This is a genomic window from Nocardioides sp. TF02-7, assembly GCF_022437945.1.
In the GTDB taxonomy this organism is placed as follows: domain Bacteria; phylum Actinomycetota; class Actinomycetes; order Propionibacteriales; family Nocardioidaceae; genus Nocardioides.
Genome location: NZ_CP092535.1, coordinates 1,621,675 through 1,638,076 on the forward strand (window position 1 = coordinate 1,621,675; position 16,402 = coordinate 1,638,076).

Annotated in this window: 12 protein-coding genes and 4 pseudogenes; 3 read left to right on the forward strand and 13 right to left on the reverse strand. The window is 73.5% G+C overall.

The annotated features are described in order from the left end of the window. Positions 1-82 precede the first annotated feature (82 nt). Positions 83-925, reverse strand: coding sequence for a hypothetical protein (locus MF408_RS08250; RefSeq protein WP_240250968.1), 843 nt, complete (start codon positions 923-925; stop codon positions 83-85). 46 nt (positions 926-971) lie between these two features. Beyond that, positions 972-1,733: a hypothetical protein gene (locus MF408_RS08255; protein WP_240250969.1), complete on the reverse strand. Its 762-nt coding sequence runs from the start codon at positions 1,731-1,733 to the stop codon at positions 972-974. Here MF408_RS08255 and MF408_RS08260 point away from each other — a divergent pair. Continuing rightward, entirely contained in the window at positions 1,717-2,514 is a 798-nt protein-coding gene (locus tag MF408_RS08260; protein ID WP_240250970.1) for a S8 family serine peptidase, read from the forward strand. The genes MF408_RS08255 and MF408_RS08260 overlap by 17 nt on opposite strands. On the opposite strand, the gene MF408_RS08265 is transcribed toward MF408_RS08260, so the two are convergent. The 3 genes from MF408_RS08265 to MF408_RS08275 form a co-directional block, all read right to left on the reverse strand. After that, positions 2,489-2,962: a hypothetical protein gene (locus tag MF408_RS08265; RefSeq protein WP_240250971.1), complete on the reverse strand. Its 474-nt coding sequence runs from the start codon at positions 2,960-2,962 to the stop codon at positions 2,489-2,491. The two genes, MF408_RS08260 and MF408_RS08265, sit on opposite strands and share 26 nt — an antisense overlap. Continuing rightward, a complete protein-coding gene (locus MF408_RS08270; protein ID WP_240250972.1) occupies positions 2,946-3,545 on the reverse strand; it encodes a sigma-70 family RNA polymerase sigma factor in 600 nt (199 codons plus the stop codon). Before MF408_RS08270 ends, MF408_RS08265 begins: the two co-directional genes overlap by 17 nt. 265 nt (positions 3,546-3,810) lie before the next feature. Continuing rightward, positions 3,811-4,524 carry a hypothetical protein gene (locus MF408_RS08275; RefSeq protein ID WP_240250973.1) on the reverse strand — a complete coding sequence of 238 codons (714 nt, stop codon included), beginning with the start codon at positions 4,522-4,524 and terminating at the stop codon, positions 3,811-3,813. 426 nt (positions 4,525-4,950) lie between these two features. On the opposite strand from MF408_RS08275, the gene MF408_RS08280 reads away from it, so the two are divergent. Next, positions 4,951-5,160, forward strand: a complete 210-nt coding sequence (locus MF408_RS08280) for a hypothetical protein (RefSeq protein ID WP_240250974.1) — start codon at positions 4,951-4,953, stop codon at positions 5,158-5,160. A gap of 68 nt (positions 5,161-5,228) precedes the next feature. Beyond that, the gene (locus MF408_RS08285) at positions 5,229-5,405 is read left to right on the forward strand and encodes a LuxR C-terminal-related transcriptional regulator (RefSeq protein ID WP_240251758.1); all 177 of its coding nucleotides are present in this window, start codon (positions 5,229-5,231) and stop codon (positions 5,403-5,405) included. 682 nt (positions 5,406-6,087) lie between these two features. Here the strand turns inward: MF408_RS08285 and MF408_RS26790 are convergent. From MF408_RS26790 to MF408_RS08325, 8 genes and pseudogenes are all read right to left on the reverse strand, one after another. Beyond that, positions 6,088-7,173, reverse strand: a pseudogene (locus tag MF408_RS26790) (AAA family ATPase); the annotation flags it as partial. 841 nt (positions 7,174-8,014) lie between these two features. Next, positions 8,015-8,614, reverse strand: a pseudogene (locus MF408_RS08295) (enoyl-CoA hydratase-related protein); the annotation flags it as partial. 43 nt (positions 8,615-8,657) lie between these two features. Next, the gene (locus tag MF408_RS08300; protein WP_240250975.1) at positions 8,658-9,734 is read right to left on the reverse strand and encodes a YihY/virulence factor BrkB family protein; all 1,077 of its coding nucleotides are present in this window, start codon (positions 9,732-9,734) and stop codon (positions 8,658-8,660) included. A gap of 247 nt (positions 9,735-9,981) precedes the next feature. Continuing rightward, positions 9,982-11,151, reverse strand: coding sequence for an acyl-CoA dehydrogenase family protein (locus tag MF408_RS08305; protein ID WP_240250976.1), 1,170 nt, complete (start codon positions 11,149-11,151; stop codon positions 9,982-9,984). Next, entirely contained in the window at positions 11,148-12,182 is a 1,035-nt protein-coding gene (locus MF408_RS08310; protein ID WP_240250977.1) for a biotin/lipoyl-containing protein, read from the reverse strand. Before MF408_RS08310 ends, MF408_RS08305 begins: the two co-directional genes overlap by 4 nt. A gap of 67 nt (positions 12,183-12,249) precedes the next feature. Beyond that, positions 12,250-13,134: pseudogene (locus MF408_RS08315) on the reverse strand (biotin carboxylase N-terminal domain-containing protein); the annotation flags it as partial. Further along, positions 13,131-14,685 (reverse strand): annotated as a pseudogene (locus MF408_RS08320) (acyl-CoA carboxylase subunit beta). The pseudogenes MF408_RS08315 and MF408_RS08320, both read right to left, overlap by 4 nt. Before the next feature lie 521 nt (positions 14,686-15,206). Then, the gene (locus tag MF408_RS08325) at positions 15,207-16,238 is read right to left on the reverse strand and encodes an acyl-CoA dehydrogenase family protein (RefSeq protein WP_240251760.1); all 1,032 of its coding nucleotides are present in this window, start codon (positions 16,236-16,238) and stop codon (positions 15,207-15,209) included. Positions 16,239-16,402 lie beyond the last annotated feature (164 nt).

Sequence of the window (16,402 nt, forward strand, 5' to 3'; positions counted from 1 at the left end):
GGCTCGCCGCTCGAACCAGGCGCGTCCCTGCCGGTGGAACTTCGTCCGTGCACTTCGTGCGGCGTCGAGGGCACGGGATCCGTCACCCGCAGCCAGCCGCGCCGAGGCGACGCGGGAGCTCGAACTCGGCCTCCTCCAACGGAGGCAGTGCCATCTCCCCGGCGAACCGGTCGAGCAGCCCGACGGCTTCGTCGGCGAGCCCGGCAGCCAGGTAGGTGCTGGCGTAGTAGCCGACGGCCTCGAACCGTGGCACCTGACCCGCTTCTCGGTAGCCAGCCAGGGCGAGGCCGTGGAGCCGCAGGCCGGTGGCCAGGTCACCGCGAGCGACCGCGACCGCGGCCCGGTTCTCGAGCGCGGTCAACCGCTCGAGCGTCGCACCCTCCTCCTCGAAGATCCGCTCCGCCGCGAGGACCTCGCGCTCGGCGGCGTCGAGGTGGCCGAGCCGCTGCTCCACGTGAGCGAGCCAGACCATCGTGCGCGCCCGCCACACCGGGCTGCCCGCCCCGGACAGCTCGTCGAGCGCCTGCCGCATCAGAGGCGCTGCCTGCTCGTGCCGCCCGAGCAGTGCGAGTACCGCTGCCTTCCGCATCAGGACCTGTGACCCCACCTCGCCCGACGCGCCGTCGAGGGCGCGGTCGAGCTGCGCGATGCCCGCCCGGGTACGGCCGGCGACCACGAGGGTCGCTCCGTACGTGGCACGCACGTCCCGCACACGTTCGGCGTCGCCCGTCGCCCGCGCGGCCCGGAGCGCGGAGCGCAGGTGGTCGATAGCGGCGGGGAGCCGGCCCGCTTCCCGATGGACGATCCCGAGGCACTGGTGCGCGTAGGAGCGCCCGAGCGGCGCGGGCGACGACGCGAGCAGCTGCTCCGCACGCCGCTGCGCCGTCGCGGGGTCGTCGAAGACGAGCGCGAGCAAGTCCTCCATGGCGACCCGGTCCTCCGCCTGCTCCTTTACGGGGTCTCGGGCGGGACTACGTTAGCGCCGCCTGCGAGTTCCGACCGCCGGCTCCAGATCTGCTTCGCCGGAGGAGCACCCCATGACCGATCCGTCGCGACCGTCCTCCCCTCTCGACCGGCTCCGCGAGCTGCTTGTCGGCCTGACCCGCCGGCTGCCCCGGCCGGGACGAACGCCGGAGCGGGACGTCCGTGGCCCCGCATCGCCGGGACCGGACGTGAAGTCGCCGGAGGACGGCAGGACGGAGGAGGTCGAGCGCGAGCGGCTCCGGGTGCAGGTCGGCGTCATCCGGAAGGCGTTCGGCAAGGAGGGCGTCGCTGTCGCCACGGCGTACGGTCGCTCTGACGAGGACGACGCGGCTGTCGACTTCCTCTACCGCCCCGGGCACCTGCTCGTTCGCGACGGAGCCGACTACGAACGGCTCAAGGAGCTCCTGCAGAAGCGGGAGGACTACCACGGCGAGGTCGAGCGGGTGGCGGAGCCGGCCAAGGGCCTGGTGCTCGTGCGCCTGCCGTCCCGGCTGGACGGCGGCGACGACGTCCTCGCGACGCTCGACGAGCTCGACCGCCACGACGCGTTCGGTCCGGGCTTCGCCACTCCCGACCACGTCCTCTACGTCACGCCCACCGGCAAGCTCTGTCCCGCCACCGAGCCGGAGGAGCCCCGCTCGACCGGCCCGCTGCCGACGCCCACGCGCGACGAGGGCGCGGGCAAGGGCGTACGGGTGGCGGTGGTCGACACCGGGCTGTGGGGAGCCGGCAGTGACCAGCCCGACCACGCCGTGGCTGTCGGGGGTCGTCGCCGACCCGTCCGACGTCGAGACGGTCGACCCGGCGGCGATCCACCCCTACGCCGGGCACGGCACGTTCGTCGCGGGCGTCGTGCGCTGCTTGGCGCCCGCGACGCGGGTCGAGGTGGAGGGCGCGCTGCCGCACGGCGGTGCGGTCTACGAGTCGGAGATCTGCCGGCAGCTGAGCGAGGCGCTGGACGACGACGACCACCCGCAGCTGATCAGCATCTCGGCGGGCACGCACACCCGGCGCGACTTTGCGTTGCTGTCCTTCGAGATGCTCGCGGCGGCGTACGGGCTCGACGACGGCGAGGAGACGCTGGTGATCGCGGCGGCCGGCAACGACGGCTCCGACGAGCCGTTCTGGCCGGCGGCGTTCCCGTGGGTGGTCTCGGTGGGGTCGGTCGATCCCGACAGCGCGGTCAGCGACTTCTCCAACGTCGGCCGCTGGGTCGACGTCTACGCCCGCGGCCGCGACATCGTCAACGCGTTCCCGGAGGGCACCTACACCTGCTACGAGCCGCCGAACGTCGGCGAGGTGCGCTCGTTCAAGGGCATCGCGCAGTGGAGCGGCACGTCGTTCTCGACCCCGGTGGTGACCGGCCTGGTCGCGGCGCGGATGAGCGCCACCGGGGGAGTCGGCGCGCACCGCCTACCAGAACGTGCTCGCGGGGGGAACCGCCGCCAGCGACCCGCGGGCGGGGTCGATCACCGTGGTCGGCCCGCTCAGCTGAGCCGACCGCTCAGATCGTCACCCACGGGGTGGTGAGCGACCGGCCGCCTCGCTCGACGACGAACCGGGCCGGCCCGGGCGTCACCCCGTCGAACCGGAAGAACCCGGCGGCGTCGACCTCGGTCGTCGCGGCGTCGGCGTCGGGCCGCTGGAGCACCACCGTGGTGGGCGCGGCACCGGCGTCCGCCCCGCCCGCGGCCACCACCTCGCCGAGCACCTGTTCGCCGTCGACCTCCAGCTCGAGCGTCAGCCCCGTGCTGCCGAACGCCAGCGCCCGCGGCGCTGCCACGGACGAACGCACGGCGGCGCCGGCGTCGAGGGCGGAGTCGTGCAGCAGCTCGGCGAGCTCGTCGTCGACGCGGCGCCACGCGAAGGCGCCGTACGCCGCAGCACGCCGCCGCTCGTCGACCGCACGGTCCTCCGCGACGGCTTCGCCGAGCGCGGCGAGCAGCTCGTCGTCGGTCAGCTCATCCCAGCTCTTCATCGCCGGTCACCCCCACTGGTTCCGGTCCCAGCCCCCGCAGCGCGCGGGTGCGTCGCAGCTGCTCGAGCGCCCGTGCGCGGGTCGGGCCGATGCTGCCGATCGGGATGCCGAGCCGCGCGCTGATCGCCTCGTAGCCGAGCGGCGGATCGGCGAGCAGCAGGAGCAGCAGCTCGCGCCGGCCCTCGGGGAGCTCGGCGAGCGCCTCGCGGAGCAGCTGGCGGCGCTCGACGGCCAGCAGCTGCTCGTCGGCCACCGCCGGCTCCACCGCGTCCAGCCCGGTGCCGGCCAGCAGGTCGACCGGTCGCGTCCGGCCCCGGGCGGCCAGCACCCGCAGGCACTCGTTGCGGGTCGTCGTACGGATCCAGCCGGGCAGGGCGTCCGGCTCCCGCAGCGACCCGAGGTGCTCGACGAGGCGGAGCCAGACGGTCTGGCTGACGTCGTCGCCGTCGGCCTCGGACAGCCGGTGCCCGCGCACGATGGCGCCGACCAGCGGCAGGAACCGGTCGACGATCGCGTTCCACGCATCCTGGTCTCCTTCACGTGCGGCGGGGACGAGGACGGCGAGCGGGTACGTCGTGTCCACACCCGAACCCTTCCCTCGGTCCCCGCGCCGCTGGAGCGCCTCTCGGGTGCATCGTCCCGCATGGAGGAGCGGCGGGGAAGGTGCGGTGATACGTCGAGATGGGTCGGGCTGTCCGCGGTGGTGCGTTGGGGTGCGCTCCACCGGCACCTGGTGCCAGCCCAGCGCAGGCTAGGCGGGAGCAGCGCAGCGGGCGCAGGTCTGCAGGTCGCCGCTCCAGCCCCTCCGGCGCAGGATCGCCCCTAGCGCACGCGCCGTGGTGCACGGCTCACCGAACACGAGCCCGTAGGTGAGCCGAGCCGTGGCGGTGTCGCTGGCCGCGAGCTCCGCGAGGTCGCGCCTGGCATCGGCGTCCCACGACGCCGGGTTGTCGTGAACCGCGCTCGAGCACCGAGCAGGCACCTGTGCGGAGGTCGCTCAACATCCCGGCGACGAGGCCGCGATGGGGAACCCGGGCTCGTCGTGCGAGCGCTCGCTCCACCCGGTCGGGACGGGTCGCCGAGAAGCACGCCTCGGCGAGTGCGGCGTAGGCGCCGGCGACGTCGTCGCCAGTGATCCGCTTGACCATCACGTCGATGGTGGCGTGATCGACCTTGGTCCGCGGCGGCGCGGCGCGCCAGTCGGTCCGCTCCTGCAGGTGCGCGATCCGGTGCAGCTCCGTTCCGGCGATCGGCTGCAGTGTCCGATGGAGGTCGACGCCGACGTGGATGGTCAGCGGCCTCAGCCGCGGCACGGCGGACTCGTGGCAGAGCGCCGCGGGCCAGTAGGCGAGGACGGCGACCCACTCGCGCTGGCGAGGAGTGAGCGGGCCGGTGTGGTCGACGTACACCCCGGGGTGGGCCGGGGTGAGGTCGCGACGGCGGATCATCCGCTCGATGTCGTTGTCGTTCAGGCCCGCATCCTTGAGCCGCCACCGCGCGAGGACCCCGCTCTGCACGTGCCGCAGGTGCTCCAGGAGCCGGTGGTCGACGCGCGAGTCCATGTCGACGGTCTATCCCGAGCGTGGCATCTCGCGCACCCAGCGTTCCCGCACCTGTGGAGAAGCGGCGGGGAAGGTGCGGTGATACGTCGAGATGGGCCGTGCTGTCCGCGGTGGTGCGTTGGGGTGCGCTCCACCGGCACCTGGTGCCGGCCCAGCGCACCCCAACGGGGATTCCGTGTATCAGGTCGCCGCCCCCGGCTCTCCTCCTCCCGTAGCCCGACGGTGCGGCGCTTCCCGCACCGGCTTCCGGAAGGACCGATGCAATGACGTGGCACGAGACGCGGCAGCGGACCCGCATCCTGCGGGAGGTCGAGGCGATCGCGGCGGCCGACCAGTCGGGGGCGCTGCCGTGGCGCGAGGAGTGGTCGGCGTGGTTCGACGGGCCGGGGGGCGCTGCTCACGGCGCTGCAGGCCCGGTGGGAGCGGATGTCGGCGGCACGGCTCGACACGATGGACGACGCCCAGTACCGCGCGGCCCACGGCCGGCTGCGGCGCTCGGAGGCGGGGGTGCTGGCGATCCTGCGGCACGCGGCCGCCGACGACGTGTACGTCGTGTTCCGGCCCACCGGCCCCGCGCCCCGGACCTCGCGGTTCCGCACACGCGTCGCCCGTCACCCGCGGCCGGTGCTGCGGTGACGGCGGCGGTCACGAGCCCGGCGGGTGCCGACCGGCGGCTCGACCGGCTCACGCGCCGCGAGCGGCAGGTGCTGAGGCTGATCGCGGCCGGGCTGTCCGACGCCGCGATCGCCGACCAGCTCCACCTCGCGCTGACCACGGCCGAGCGCACCTGCACCCGGATCTTCGCCAAGCTCGACCTCCACCCGTCCCAGCACTTCGACCGTCGGGTGCTCGCTGTCCTGGTGCTCCTCCGGGAGGGCTGACCTCGGCGCCGGCTCCAACGGCGCCGGGGTCGGCCGGCCGGTCGGCTGGTGCCGGTCCGCTGGCGCCGGTCAGCCGATCGTGGTCAGCAGCTGCGTGGCCCGGGTGAGCACGACGTAGAGCGTCGCCCGGCCGGTGGCCGACTCGGCCTCGATCTCCTCGGGCCGCACGACGACGATGCCGTCGAACTCCAGGCCCTTGGTGTCGAGGCCGGTGAGCACGACCACCCGGTCCTCGCCCGAGGGCGACACCGACGAGTCGACCGCAGCCCGGGCGCCGGGGGCGTCGTCGGCGAGCTCCGGCCAGGAGGCGAGCCAGGCGTTGACCTCCGAGCGCCGGGCAGCGGGCACGACGACGCCGACGGTGCCTGCGACCTCGCCGGCGGTCTCGACGACCGCGGCCCGGGTCGCGGCCTCCAGGTCCGTGACGCCGGTGACCTCCCGCGGCGGCACGCCGGTGCGGCGCACGGCGTCGGGGGAGGTCGGCGCGCAGGCCGACCCGCTCGGCGTACGCCGCGGCGTACTCGTAGATCTCGGCGGAGTTGCGGTAGTTGGTCGACAGGTGGAACTCGTGGAGCTGCTTGCCCTCCAGCGCCGCCGCCCGCGCGGTGGCCGCCTCCTCGGGCCACGGCCACGACGACTGCGCCGGGTCGCCGACGATGGTCCAGGTGGCGGTGCGTCCGCGGCGGCCGACCATCCGCCACTGCATCGGCGTCAGGTCCTGGGCCTCGTCGATCAGCACGTGCGCGTAGGGGTCGTCCTCGATGCTGTTGGAGGGCGGTGTCCACGCGCGACCGGCGGGCGCGAACTCGCGGTCGGCCGCGGTCATCAGCTCCTGGATGTCGACCGCGCCCTCGATCAGGCCGAACGGGTCGTCGCGCTCGTCCTCGGTGCGCTGCGGGACGTCGCCCAGCGCGTAGCGCAGCTCGTCGAGCAGCGGCACGTCCTCGACCGACAGGTCGACCGGCGCTCCGTCGCTGCCGTCGTTCCACGACTTCAGCAGCAGCCGCTGCTCCTCGGTGGCGAGCACGCCGTCGCCGACGCGCGCGAGGAGCTCGGGGTCGCGCAGCCACGACAGCACCGTCACCGCGTCGAGCGGCGGCCACCAGGCCAGCGCGAAGTCGAGGAAGTCCTGGCGGGAGAGCATCTCGTCGTCGAACCGCTCGCGGCCCTGCTCCCGACCGCGGTCGCCACGCACCTGCCGCCACATCGCGTCGAGCAGCGCGGCGGAGACCCGGGGCAGCTGCCGGTTGCGGCGGCCCTGCGACATCAGCGACCGCCGGATCCGGCCGAGCACACCGCGGTCGAGCACGATCCGGTCGTCGCGCCAGAACACACGGAACTCCCGCGGGCTGCCGGGCGCCTGCTGGCGCGCCGTACGGCGGAGCACCTCCGCCATCCGCGCCGACCCCTTGACCTCGGCGACCGCCGGCTCGTCGTGGCGGCTGGCACGGTGACCGTCGACGACCTCGCCGAGGGAGCGGAGCGCCACGGCGGTCTCGCCTAGCGACGGCAGCACCCGCTCGATGTAGCGCATGAACACCCCGGACGGGCCGACGACGAGGACGCCGCCCGACTCGTAGCGGCGGCGGTCGGTGTAGAGCAGGTACGCCGCGCGGTGCAGCGCCACGACGGTCTTGCCGGTGCCGGGGCCGCCGCTGATCGACACCACGCCCTTGGCGGGCGCGCGGATCGCGCGGTCCTGCTCGGCCTGGATCGTGGCGACGATCGAGTGCATCGAGCGGTCGCGGGCGCGGGAGAGCTGGGCCATGAGGGCGCCCTCGCCGACGATCGGGAGCTCGCGGCCGGCGGCCTCGGCGGCGGCGAGGCCCTCCGAGTCGAGGAGCTCGTCCTCGACACCGGCCACCTCGCGACCCGCGCTGCGCAGCACCCGGCGCCGGACGACGCCCTGCGGCTCGGCCGCCGTCGCCTGGTAGAAGACGGCGGCCGCGGGGGGCGCGCCAGTCGATGAGCAGCGAGTCGCGGTCGTCGTCGCGCAGGCCGATCCGCCCGACGTACCGCGGCTCGGGGTCGACGTCGTCGGTCAGGTCGAGCCGCCCGAAGACCAGCCCCTCGTGGGCGGCGTCGAGCTGGGCGATCCGGCGGGCGGCCTGGAAGACCATCGCGTCGCGCTCGACCAGCCCGCCCTCGTGGCCGAGCCGGCCGCGGGAGTGGCCCTCGCGGGCGAGCTGCTGCGCCGCCCGACCGGCCCGCTCGAGCTGCGCGTAGACCCGGTCCACGAACGCCTGCTCCGCAGCGATCTCGCGCTCGACAACCTCATCCGTCACCGACGATGCCCCCCGACGTTCCCTGGAAACCGGTCCCTGCAGCCGCTCGCCGGTGAGCGGCAAGTCGTCAACTCTACCGCGCGCGACCCCGGCGGCGGACGCGTTCCGGCGTACGGCGGCTGGTCGCGGTGGCCGGTCGCCTGGCGCCGCGGTCAGCCCTTGCCGCGGCTGAGGAACGCGGCCATCGCCTCCCGCGCCTCCTCCGGACCCGAACAGGCGGGCGCTGAGGGCGATCATCTCCTCGGCGCCGGCGTCGATCCGGGCGACGAGGTCGCGGTTGAGGACGCGCTTGGTCTCGCGCAGCCCCTGGGCGGCGCCGGTGGCGAGGCTGGCCACCACCTCGTCGACGGCTGCGTCGAGCCCGTCGGCCGGCACGGCGCGTGTGGCCAGCCCCCACTCGGCGGCCTGGGCGCCGGTGAACACCTCGCCGCCGAGGGCCGCCAACCCGGCGGCCCGGGGGTTCATCCGGTGGAGGACCGAGAGGCTGATGACGGCCGCGGCGAGGCCGAGCTTGACCTCGGTGAGCGCGAAGGTGGCGTCGTCGGCGACGACCGCGACGTCGGCCGCGGCCACGATGCCGATGCCACCTGCCCTGGCGGCGCCGGCGACGACGACCACGACCGGCTTCGACAGCGTCGCGATCTGCCGCTGCAGGGCGACGATCGCTCCTGCCGCCTCCTCCATCGGCACCGTCGAGGCCTCCGCCAGGTCGGCGCCGGAGCAGAACACGCGGCCCGACGACCGCAGCACCACCACGAGCACGTCGTCGTCGGCGTCGGCCCGCTCCAACCGCTCGACCAGCTCGGTGAGCAGCTGCCGGGACAGGGCGTTGCGGTTGTGCGGGGAGTCGAGGGTGATCGTCGCGACCCGCTCGGCCACCTCGTAGTGGACGAGCTCGGCCGGCTGCTCGGCGGTGTCGGTCATGGCCGCATCCTGCCGCAGCCGCGGCGGCGGCACGCCGGTCGGGTCAGACCTGCGGCGGGAGGTTGATCGGCTGCGTCTCCTCGGGCTCCGCCGGGCGCCGCGGGGGCGGAGGCGGCGGGGCCGGTTGCGGCGGGGCCGGAGGTGGCGCAGAAGGCGGGGCCGGAGGCGGGGTGTCCGGCGCCGCCGCGGGGATCCGCTGCCGGATCACCTCCTCGGTGCGCGGGTCGAGCACGATCTCGTGAGTGTCGCCGTCGCGCCCGTCGAAGCGCACCGCCACCGTCTGGAACCCCTTGTGCCGCTGCATCTGGGCATACATCGCGTAGGCCTTGCGGTCGGCGTCGGTGAGGTCGACCCGGTCGGTGAACGGCGTCAGGAGCGCTCGCGGCCAGAGCCGCCGCGCGAGCACGACGTTGACCTCGATGCCGAGCACGCCCATGATCGAGCCGATGTAGAGCAGCCCGAACAGGCCGAGCACGACTCCGAAGATCTCGGTCATCTCGCCGGTGGCGGCGAGCACCCGGGAGACGTAGATCGTGCCGAGCCACTGCAGCAGCTGCCACAGCACGGCGATGGTGAACCCGCCCGGCGCCACCCGGGCGATGTGGTGCTTGACCGTCCTCGCGGCCGCCATCCGCAGCAGCACCGTCAGCACCGAGCCGAGCACCAGCACGGTCACCACGCGGACCACCCAGTGGAACCAGGTGAACCCGGACAGGTCGCCGACCAGCTCGGTCTCGGTGAGCACCGCCGAGAGGATGGAGACGCCGAAGATGACGATACCGGCGACGGTCAGGATGAACAGGCTGTTGACCCGCGTCAGCACCGGGTGCGGGCGGCTGTTGCGCGGCACCGCCCAGGCGGCGGCCTGCACGTTCTGGAGCGCGAGCCCGAGCCCGACCGCGCCGTAGAGAGCGCCCGCGCCACCGACGACGATCGCCGTCACCGAGCCCTCCAGTCCGTCGGGACGGCCGATCCGCGAGCCGATGATCGGGAACTGGCGGAGCGCGGAGTCGAGCGCCGCCTCCTCGATGTCGGGGTAGCCCTGCAGCACGAAGCCGAGGATCGACGTCGCGAGCAGCATCAGCGGGAAGATCGCGAGGAAGGCGTAGAACGTCAGCACCGCGGCCAGGTAGTTCCCCCTGGTCGTCGAAGTACTTGTAGACCACCGCCAGCGGCACGCCGAGCACGGAGTGCCGGCGCTGCGTGCGGTCGATCGAGCTCACCACCCCCACGGGCGTCAACCTACCTGCGCCGGGGTCCGGTGCCGCGCGGGGACGTCATACGGATCGTGGGCGATCGCCCTCGGGGGCGTATGACGTCCGCGGCTGGCGCCCACACTCCTTCGTCCTTCCAGAGCAGCCGGCCGATCAGTAGCTCTTCGGCAGCCCCAGGCTGTGCATCGCGACGAAGTTGAGGATCATCTCCCGGCTCACCGGCGCGATCCGGCCGAGCCGCGCCGCCACGAGCATGTTGGCCAGGCCGTACTCCACGGTGAGGCCGTTGCCGCCGTGGGTGTGCACGGCGGCGTCGGTGGCGTTGCAGGCGACCTCGCCGCCGGCGTACTTGGCCATGTTGGCGTACTCGCCGGCGGTGAAGTCGTCGCCGGCGTCGTAGAGCGCGGCGGCCTTCTGCCACAGCAGGCGGGCCTGCTCGAGCTCGATCTTCACCTTCGCGAGCGGGTGCGCGATGCCCTGGTGGGCGCCGATCGGCTGGTCCTTCCAGACCGAGCGGGTCTTGGCGTACTCGACCGCACGCTCCAGCGCGTAGCGCGCCATGCCGCACGAGAGCGCGGCGCCCATGATCCGCTCGGGGTTGAGGCCGGCGAAGAGCTGCCACAGGCCGCCGTCCTCGTCGCCGACGAGCGCGTCGTGGGGGAGGCGGACGTCGTCGAGGAACAGCGTGAACTGCTTCTCCGGCGCCTGCCACGACATCGGGATCAGCTGGCGGGTGAAGCCCTCGGCGTCGGTGGGCACGACGAACAGGGCCGGCTTGAGCTTGCCGGTCTTGGCGTCCTCGGTGCGGGCGACGATGAGCACCGACTGCGCCTCGTCGACGCCGGAGATGAACGTCTTCTGGCCCGTCAGTACCCACTGGTCGCCGTCGCGGGTGGCGGTGGTGGTGATCTGGTGGGAGTTGGAGCCGGCGTCGGCCTCGGTGATGCCGAACGCCATCAGCAGCGAGCCGTCGGCGATGGTCGGCAGCCACCGCTTCTTCTGCTCCTCGGTGCCGCAGCGGGTGATGATCGAGCCGCAGATCGCCGGGCTGACCACCATCATCAGCAGCGGTGCGCCGGCCGCCGACGCCTCCTCGAGGACCGCCGCGAGGTCGGACATGCCGCCCCCGCCGCCGCCGAACTCCTCGGGGATGTTGACGCCGAGGAACCCGTTGCGGCCGAACTCCTGCCACAGCTCGGTGACCTTGCCGCCCTCGCGGGCCTGCTGCTCGACGTAGGCGCGGCCGTACTTCGACGCGAGCCGCTTGACCGACTCGCGGAGGGCGACGCGCTCCTCGGGCTCGGTGAACATGGTGGCGGTCATGCGTTGTCTCCTTCGGTGTCGCCGGTGTCGGCGCGTGGTTCGACGACCGCGAGCACGGTGCCGGCCTCGACCTGCTGCCCGGCGGCCGCGGACAGCTCGGTGACGGTGCCGCCGTAGGGCGCCGTGATCGTGTGCTGCATCTTCATGGCCTCCATCACGAGGATGGGCCGGCCCTCCTCGACCTCGTCGCCGACCGCGGCGTGCACGGCGACGACGCTGCCGGGCATCGGCGCGAGGAGGGATCCCTCGGCGACCTGGCTGGCGGGGTCGACGAAGCGGGGTACGACGCGCAGGGTCGCGCCGCCGCCGGGGCCGTCGACCAGCACGGCGTCGTCGACGACCTGCGTGCGGTAGCGCCGGGTGACGCCGGCGACGTCGAGCACCACCTCGGTCGGGGAAGCGGCGACCACGGCGACCGGGCGGTCGGGGTCGGTCTCGGCCGGCGTGTAGCCGGCGCGGCCGCCGTACCAGCGGACGTCGACCTCCTCCCCCGCGACGGAGAACCTCGTCGACTGCGGCTGGGCGACGACGTTGCGGAAGCCGGCGGGGATCCGGGCCTGGACCTTCGCGTTCGTGCGGCGGTGCTCGGCCAGGGCGACCGCGCCCGCGAACGGGAGCAGGTCGTCGCGCGGCCCCGGGACGTTGACCTCAGGATGGTCGTCGAAGAACGACGTCGTGACCTCGCCGGCGAGGAACTGCGGGTGCCGGAGCGCGGCGACCAGCTGGTCGCGGTTGGTCGTCAGGCCGTGGATGCGGGCGGTCTCGAGCGTGCGCGCCAGCGCCCGTGCCGCCTGCTCGCGGGTCGGCGCCCAGGCGATCACCTTCGCCAGCATGGCGTCGTAGAACGTGCCGACGTCGTCGCCGGTCGCGAAGCCGGAGTCGAGCCGGATCCCGCTGCCGGGCGCGAACGCCGTGTCGTGGGGGATCTCCAGGGCCACGAGGCGCCCGGTCTGCGGGGGCGTAGCCGGCCGCCGGGTCCTCGGCGTAGAGCCGGACCTCGATGGCGTGCCCGTCGGGTCCGGCGCCGCCATCGGGGCCCTCGGGCAGCGGTCGACCCTCGGCGACGGCGAGCTGGAGCTCCACGAGGTCGACGCCGAGCACGGCCTCGGTGACCGGGTGCTCGACCTGGAGCCGGGTGTTCATCTCGAGGAAGTAGAAACGGTCGGTGGCGGGGTCGTAGAGGAACTCGACGGTGCCGGCGCCGAGGTAGTCGATCGCCGCTGCGGCAGCGCGAGCGGCCTCGTGCAGCGCCCGCCGGGTGCCCTCCGGCAGGCGCGGCGCAGGCGACTCCTCGACCACCTTCTGGTGCCGCCGCTGGAGGGAGCAGTCGCGCTCGCCGAGCACCAGCACGCCGCCCCGTCCGTCGCCGACCACCTGCACCTCGACGTGGCGACCGCGCTCGACGTAGGGCTCGACGAACACGGTGCCGTCGCCGAACGCCGACTCGGCCTCGGCCGCGGCCCTCGCGACCTCGTCGGCGAGGTCGTCGAGGCGCGCGACGACCCGCATGCCGCGGCCGCCGCCGCCGGCGCTGGCCTTGACGAGCAGCGGCAGGTCCGCCGCGGTGGCGGTGTCGGCGGTGAGGTTGCCCAGCACCGGGACACCGGCGGCCTCCATCAGCTTCTTGGACTCGATCTTGGAGCCCATCCGCTCCATCGACTCCGGCGTCGGGCCGACCCAGGTGAGGCCGGCGGCGGCGACCGCGCGGGCGAAGTCGGCGTTCTCGGAGAGGAAGCCGTAGCCGGGGTGCACCGCGTCGGCGCCGGCCCGGAGGGCGGCGTCGACGACCAGGTCGGAGCGCAGGTAGGTCTCGGCGGGAGTGGCTCCCGGGAGCCGGACGGCGGCGTCGGCCTCCCGCACGAACGGCAGCCCCGCGTCGGCGTCGGAGTGGACGGCGACGGTCTCGATGCCGAGCCGGCGACAGGTGGCGAGGACGCGGCGGGCGATCTCGCCACGGTTGGCCACGAGGACACGTGTGATCACAGGCGGAACACCCCGAAGTTCATAGCCCCTTCGACGGGCTGGTTGTCGATGACGGAGAGGCAGATGCCGAGGACGGTGCGGGTGTCGCGGGGGTCGATGACGCCGTCGTCGTAGACCATCCCGGACAGGAAGTACGGCAGCGACTGCGCCTCCACCATCGACTCGACCATCTCCCGGACGCCCCTGAACTCCTCGGCGTCGAACACCTCGCCCTTCTTCTCCGCCGACTCCCGGGCGACGATCTCGAGCACGCCGGCGAGCTGCTGCGGACCCATCACCGCGGACTTGGCCGACGGCCAGGTGAACAGGAAGCGCGGGTCGTAGGCGCGGCCGTTCATGCCGTAGTTGCCGGCGCCGTAGGAGGCGCCCATGATCACGGTCAGGTGCGGGACCCTCGAGTTGGAGACCGCGTTGATCATCATCGCGCCGTGCTTGATGATGCCGCCCTGCTCGTACTCCGCGCCGACCATGTAGCCGGTCGTGTTGTGCAGGAAGAGCAGCGGCGTGTCCTTCTGGTTGGCCAGCTGGATGAACTGCGCCGCCTTCTGCGCCTCCTCGCTCATCAGCACCCCGCGGGCGTTGGCGAGGATGCCGACCTGGTGGCCGTGCAGCTGGGCCCACCCGACGCAGAGCGCCGAGCCGTAGAGCGGCTTGAACTCGTCGAACGCCAGCTCGTTGCCCGGCCCGGTGCCGTCGACGATCCGCAGGATCGCCTCGCGCGGGTCGAACGGCTCCTTGAGGTCGGCGGGGGATCAGGTCGAGCAGGCCCTCGGGGTCGAGGTCCGGCTCGGCGTACGTCGCCGCCACCCCCTGGCCGCCGCGCTTGCGCCAGTTGAGGCGCGCGACGGCGCGGCGGGCGAGCCGGATGGCGTCGTGCTCGTCCTGGGCGAGGAAGTCGGAGGAGCCGGAGACCCGTGAGTGCATCTCGGCGCCGCCGAGCGTCTCGTCGTCGGACTCCTCCCCAGTGGCCATCTTGACCAGGGGCGGGCCGGCGAGGAACACCTTCGCCTGCTCCTTGACCATGATCACGTAGTCGCTCATGCCCGGCACGTAGGCCCCGCCCGCGGTGGCGTTGCCGAACACGACGGAGATCGTCGGGACCTTGCGGGCGGACGACCGGGTGAGGTCGCGGAACCCGCGGCCGCCGGGGATGAAGATCTCCTTCTGGGTGGGGAGGTCGGCGCCGGCGGACTCGGTGAGGTTGATCGACGGCAGGCCGTTGCGCTCGGCGATCTCGGCGGCGCGGAACGACTTCTTCAGCGACCACGGGTTGAGGGCGCCGCCCTTCACCGTGGGGTCGTTGGCGACGATCATGCACTCGACGCCCTCGACCACGCCGATGCCGGTGACGATGCTGGCGCCGACGGCGAAGTCGGTGCCCCAGCCGGCCAGCGGCATCAGCTCGAGGAAGGCCGAGCCCTCGTCGACGAGCAGCTCGATCCGCTCCCGGGCGGTGAGCTTGCCGCGGTCCTTGTGACGCTGGACGTACTTGCCGCCCGCCTCGACCGCCTTCTGCTGCTCGGCGTGCAGGTCCTCGATCTTCTCGAGCATCGCCTGCCGGCGGGTCTCCTCGATGGTGCCGGTCACGACTCGACCACCGTCCTCATCCTCTCCAGGGTCGTGCGCATGCCGCGCTCGTTGGTGCGTCCGCGCAGCCGGCCCAGCAGCAGCCAGTAGCCGCGGACGTACCAGGCGGGCGTCAGGCGGTAGTACTCGGTGACGACGGTGCCGCCGTCGCCGTCGGGCTCCAGCCGGTAGCCCCAGGTGTTGATCGGCCGGTCGTCGAGACCGACGCCGAACTCGAAGACCCCGGCGCCGTCGGCGCCCGGGTCTTCGCACCGGGTGACGGTGCAGGGGCGTCCAGTAGACGGGGCCGACGCCGTTGCGCCGGACGTGGCCCTTGAACCGGGCGCCGACGGCGGGGCCGGTCGCGCCGTGCGTCCACACCGCCTCGAACGTCTCCGGCGAGAACTCGCCGATCCGGGTCACGTCGCTCACCAGCGCCCACACCTTCTCCGGTGGTGCGGCCATCGGTAATGACACCTCGCCGCTGAGCGGCTTCACCAGGCCCATCAGGCGTACCCGAGCAGCCGGGCGGCGAGGTCGGTGAGCACCTCGGTCGCGCCGCCGCCGATCGGGAGCAGGCGGGCGTCGCGGTAGTGGCGCTCGACCTCGGTGCCGTGCATGTAGCCGGTGCCGCCGAACAGCTGCACCGCCTCGTTGGTGACCGCGACGGCCGCCTCGACCGCCGTCTGCTTGGCGAGGCAGGCCTCGGCGATCACCTGCTCCCCGGCGGCGTGCCGGGCGGCGACGTCGAGGGTGTAGGTGCGCGCCACCTCGACCTGGCGGCGCATCTCGACCAGCTTGGCGCGCACCACCTGGTTCTTGACCAGCGGCTTGCCGAACGTCTCGCGGTCGCGGCAGTACGCCGCGGCGAGCTCGAGGGCGCGTTGGGCGTGCCCGTAGCCCATCAGCGCGAGGAAGATCCGCTCCACGACGAACTGCTGGGCGATGTAGGCGAACGCCTGGTTCTCCTCGCCGACCAGGTTGTCCGCGGGCACCCGCACGTCGACGTACGAGAGCTCCGCGGTGTCGGAGCAGTGCCACCCCATCTTCCGCAGCGACCGGGTCACGGTGAACCCCGGCGTCCCCTTGTCGACGACGATCAGCGACAGCGCGTCGTGGCCGCGGGCGTCCGGGCCGCCGGTGCGGCAGGCGGTCACGACGAAGTCGCCGCGGACCGCGGAGGTGATGAACGTCTTCGACCCGTTGATCACCCAGTGGTCGCCGTCGCGGACGGCGCGGGTGGTGATGCCGGCGACGTCGGAGCCGCCGCCCGGCTCGGTGATGCCGAGCGACCCGATCATGTCGCCGGCGAGGGTGGGCCGGACGTAACGGTCGACGAGGTACGGCGACCCGTTGTCGACCAGGTGCGGCAGCGAGATCCCGTGCGTGAAGAGTGATGCCATCAGGCCGCCGGAGGCGCCGGCCGCCATGAACCCCTCCTGCAGGGCGCACACGTCGAGCAGGTCGCCGCCCTGGCCGCCGACCGCCTCGGGATAGCCGACGCCGAGCAGCCCCTGCTTGGCGGCGGCCTGGGTCAGGCTGCGGGGAAGCTCACCCGCGTCCTCCCAGTCCTGGAGGTGCGGGACGACCTCCCCGGCGGGTGAACTCGGCGGCCGCGTCCCTGAGCGCCTGCCGCTCCTCGTTCCAGCGCATGTGTCTCCTCAGACCAGGTCTTCCTGGATGTGGACGATCCGGCTGCGCA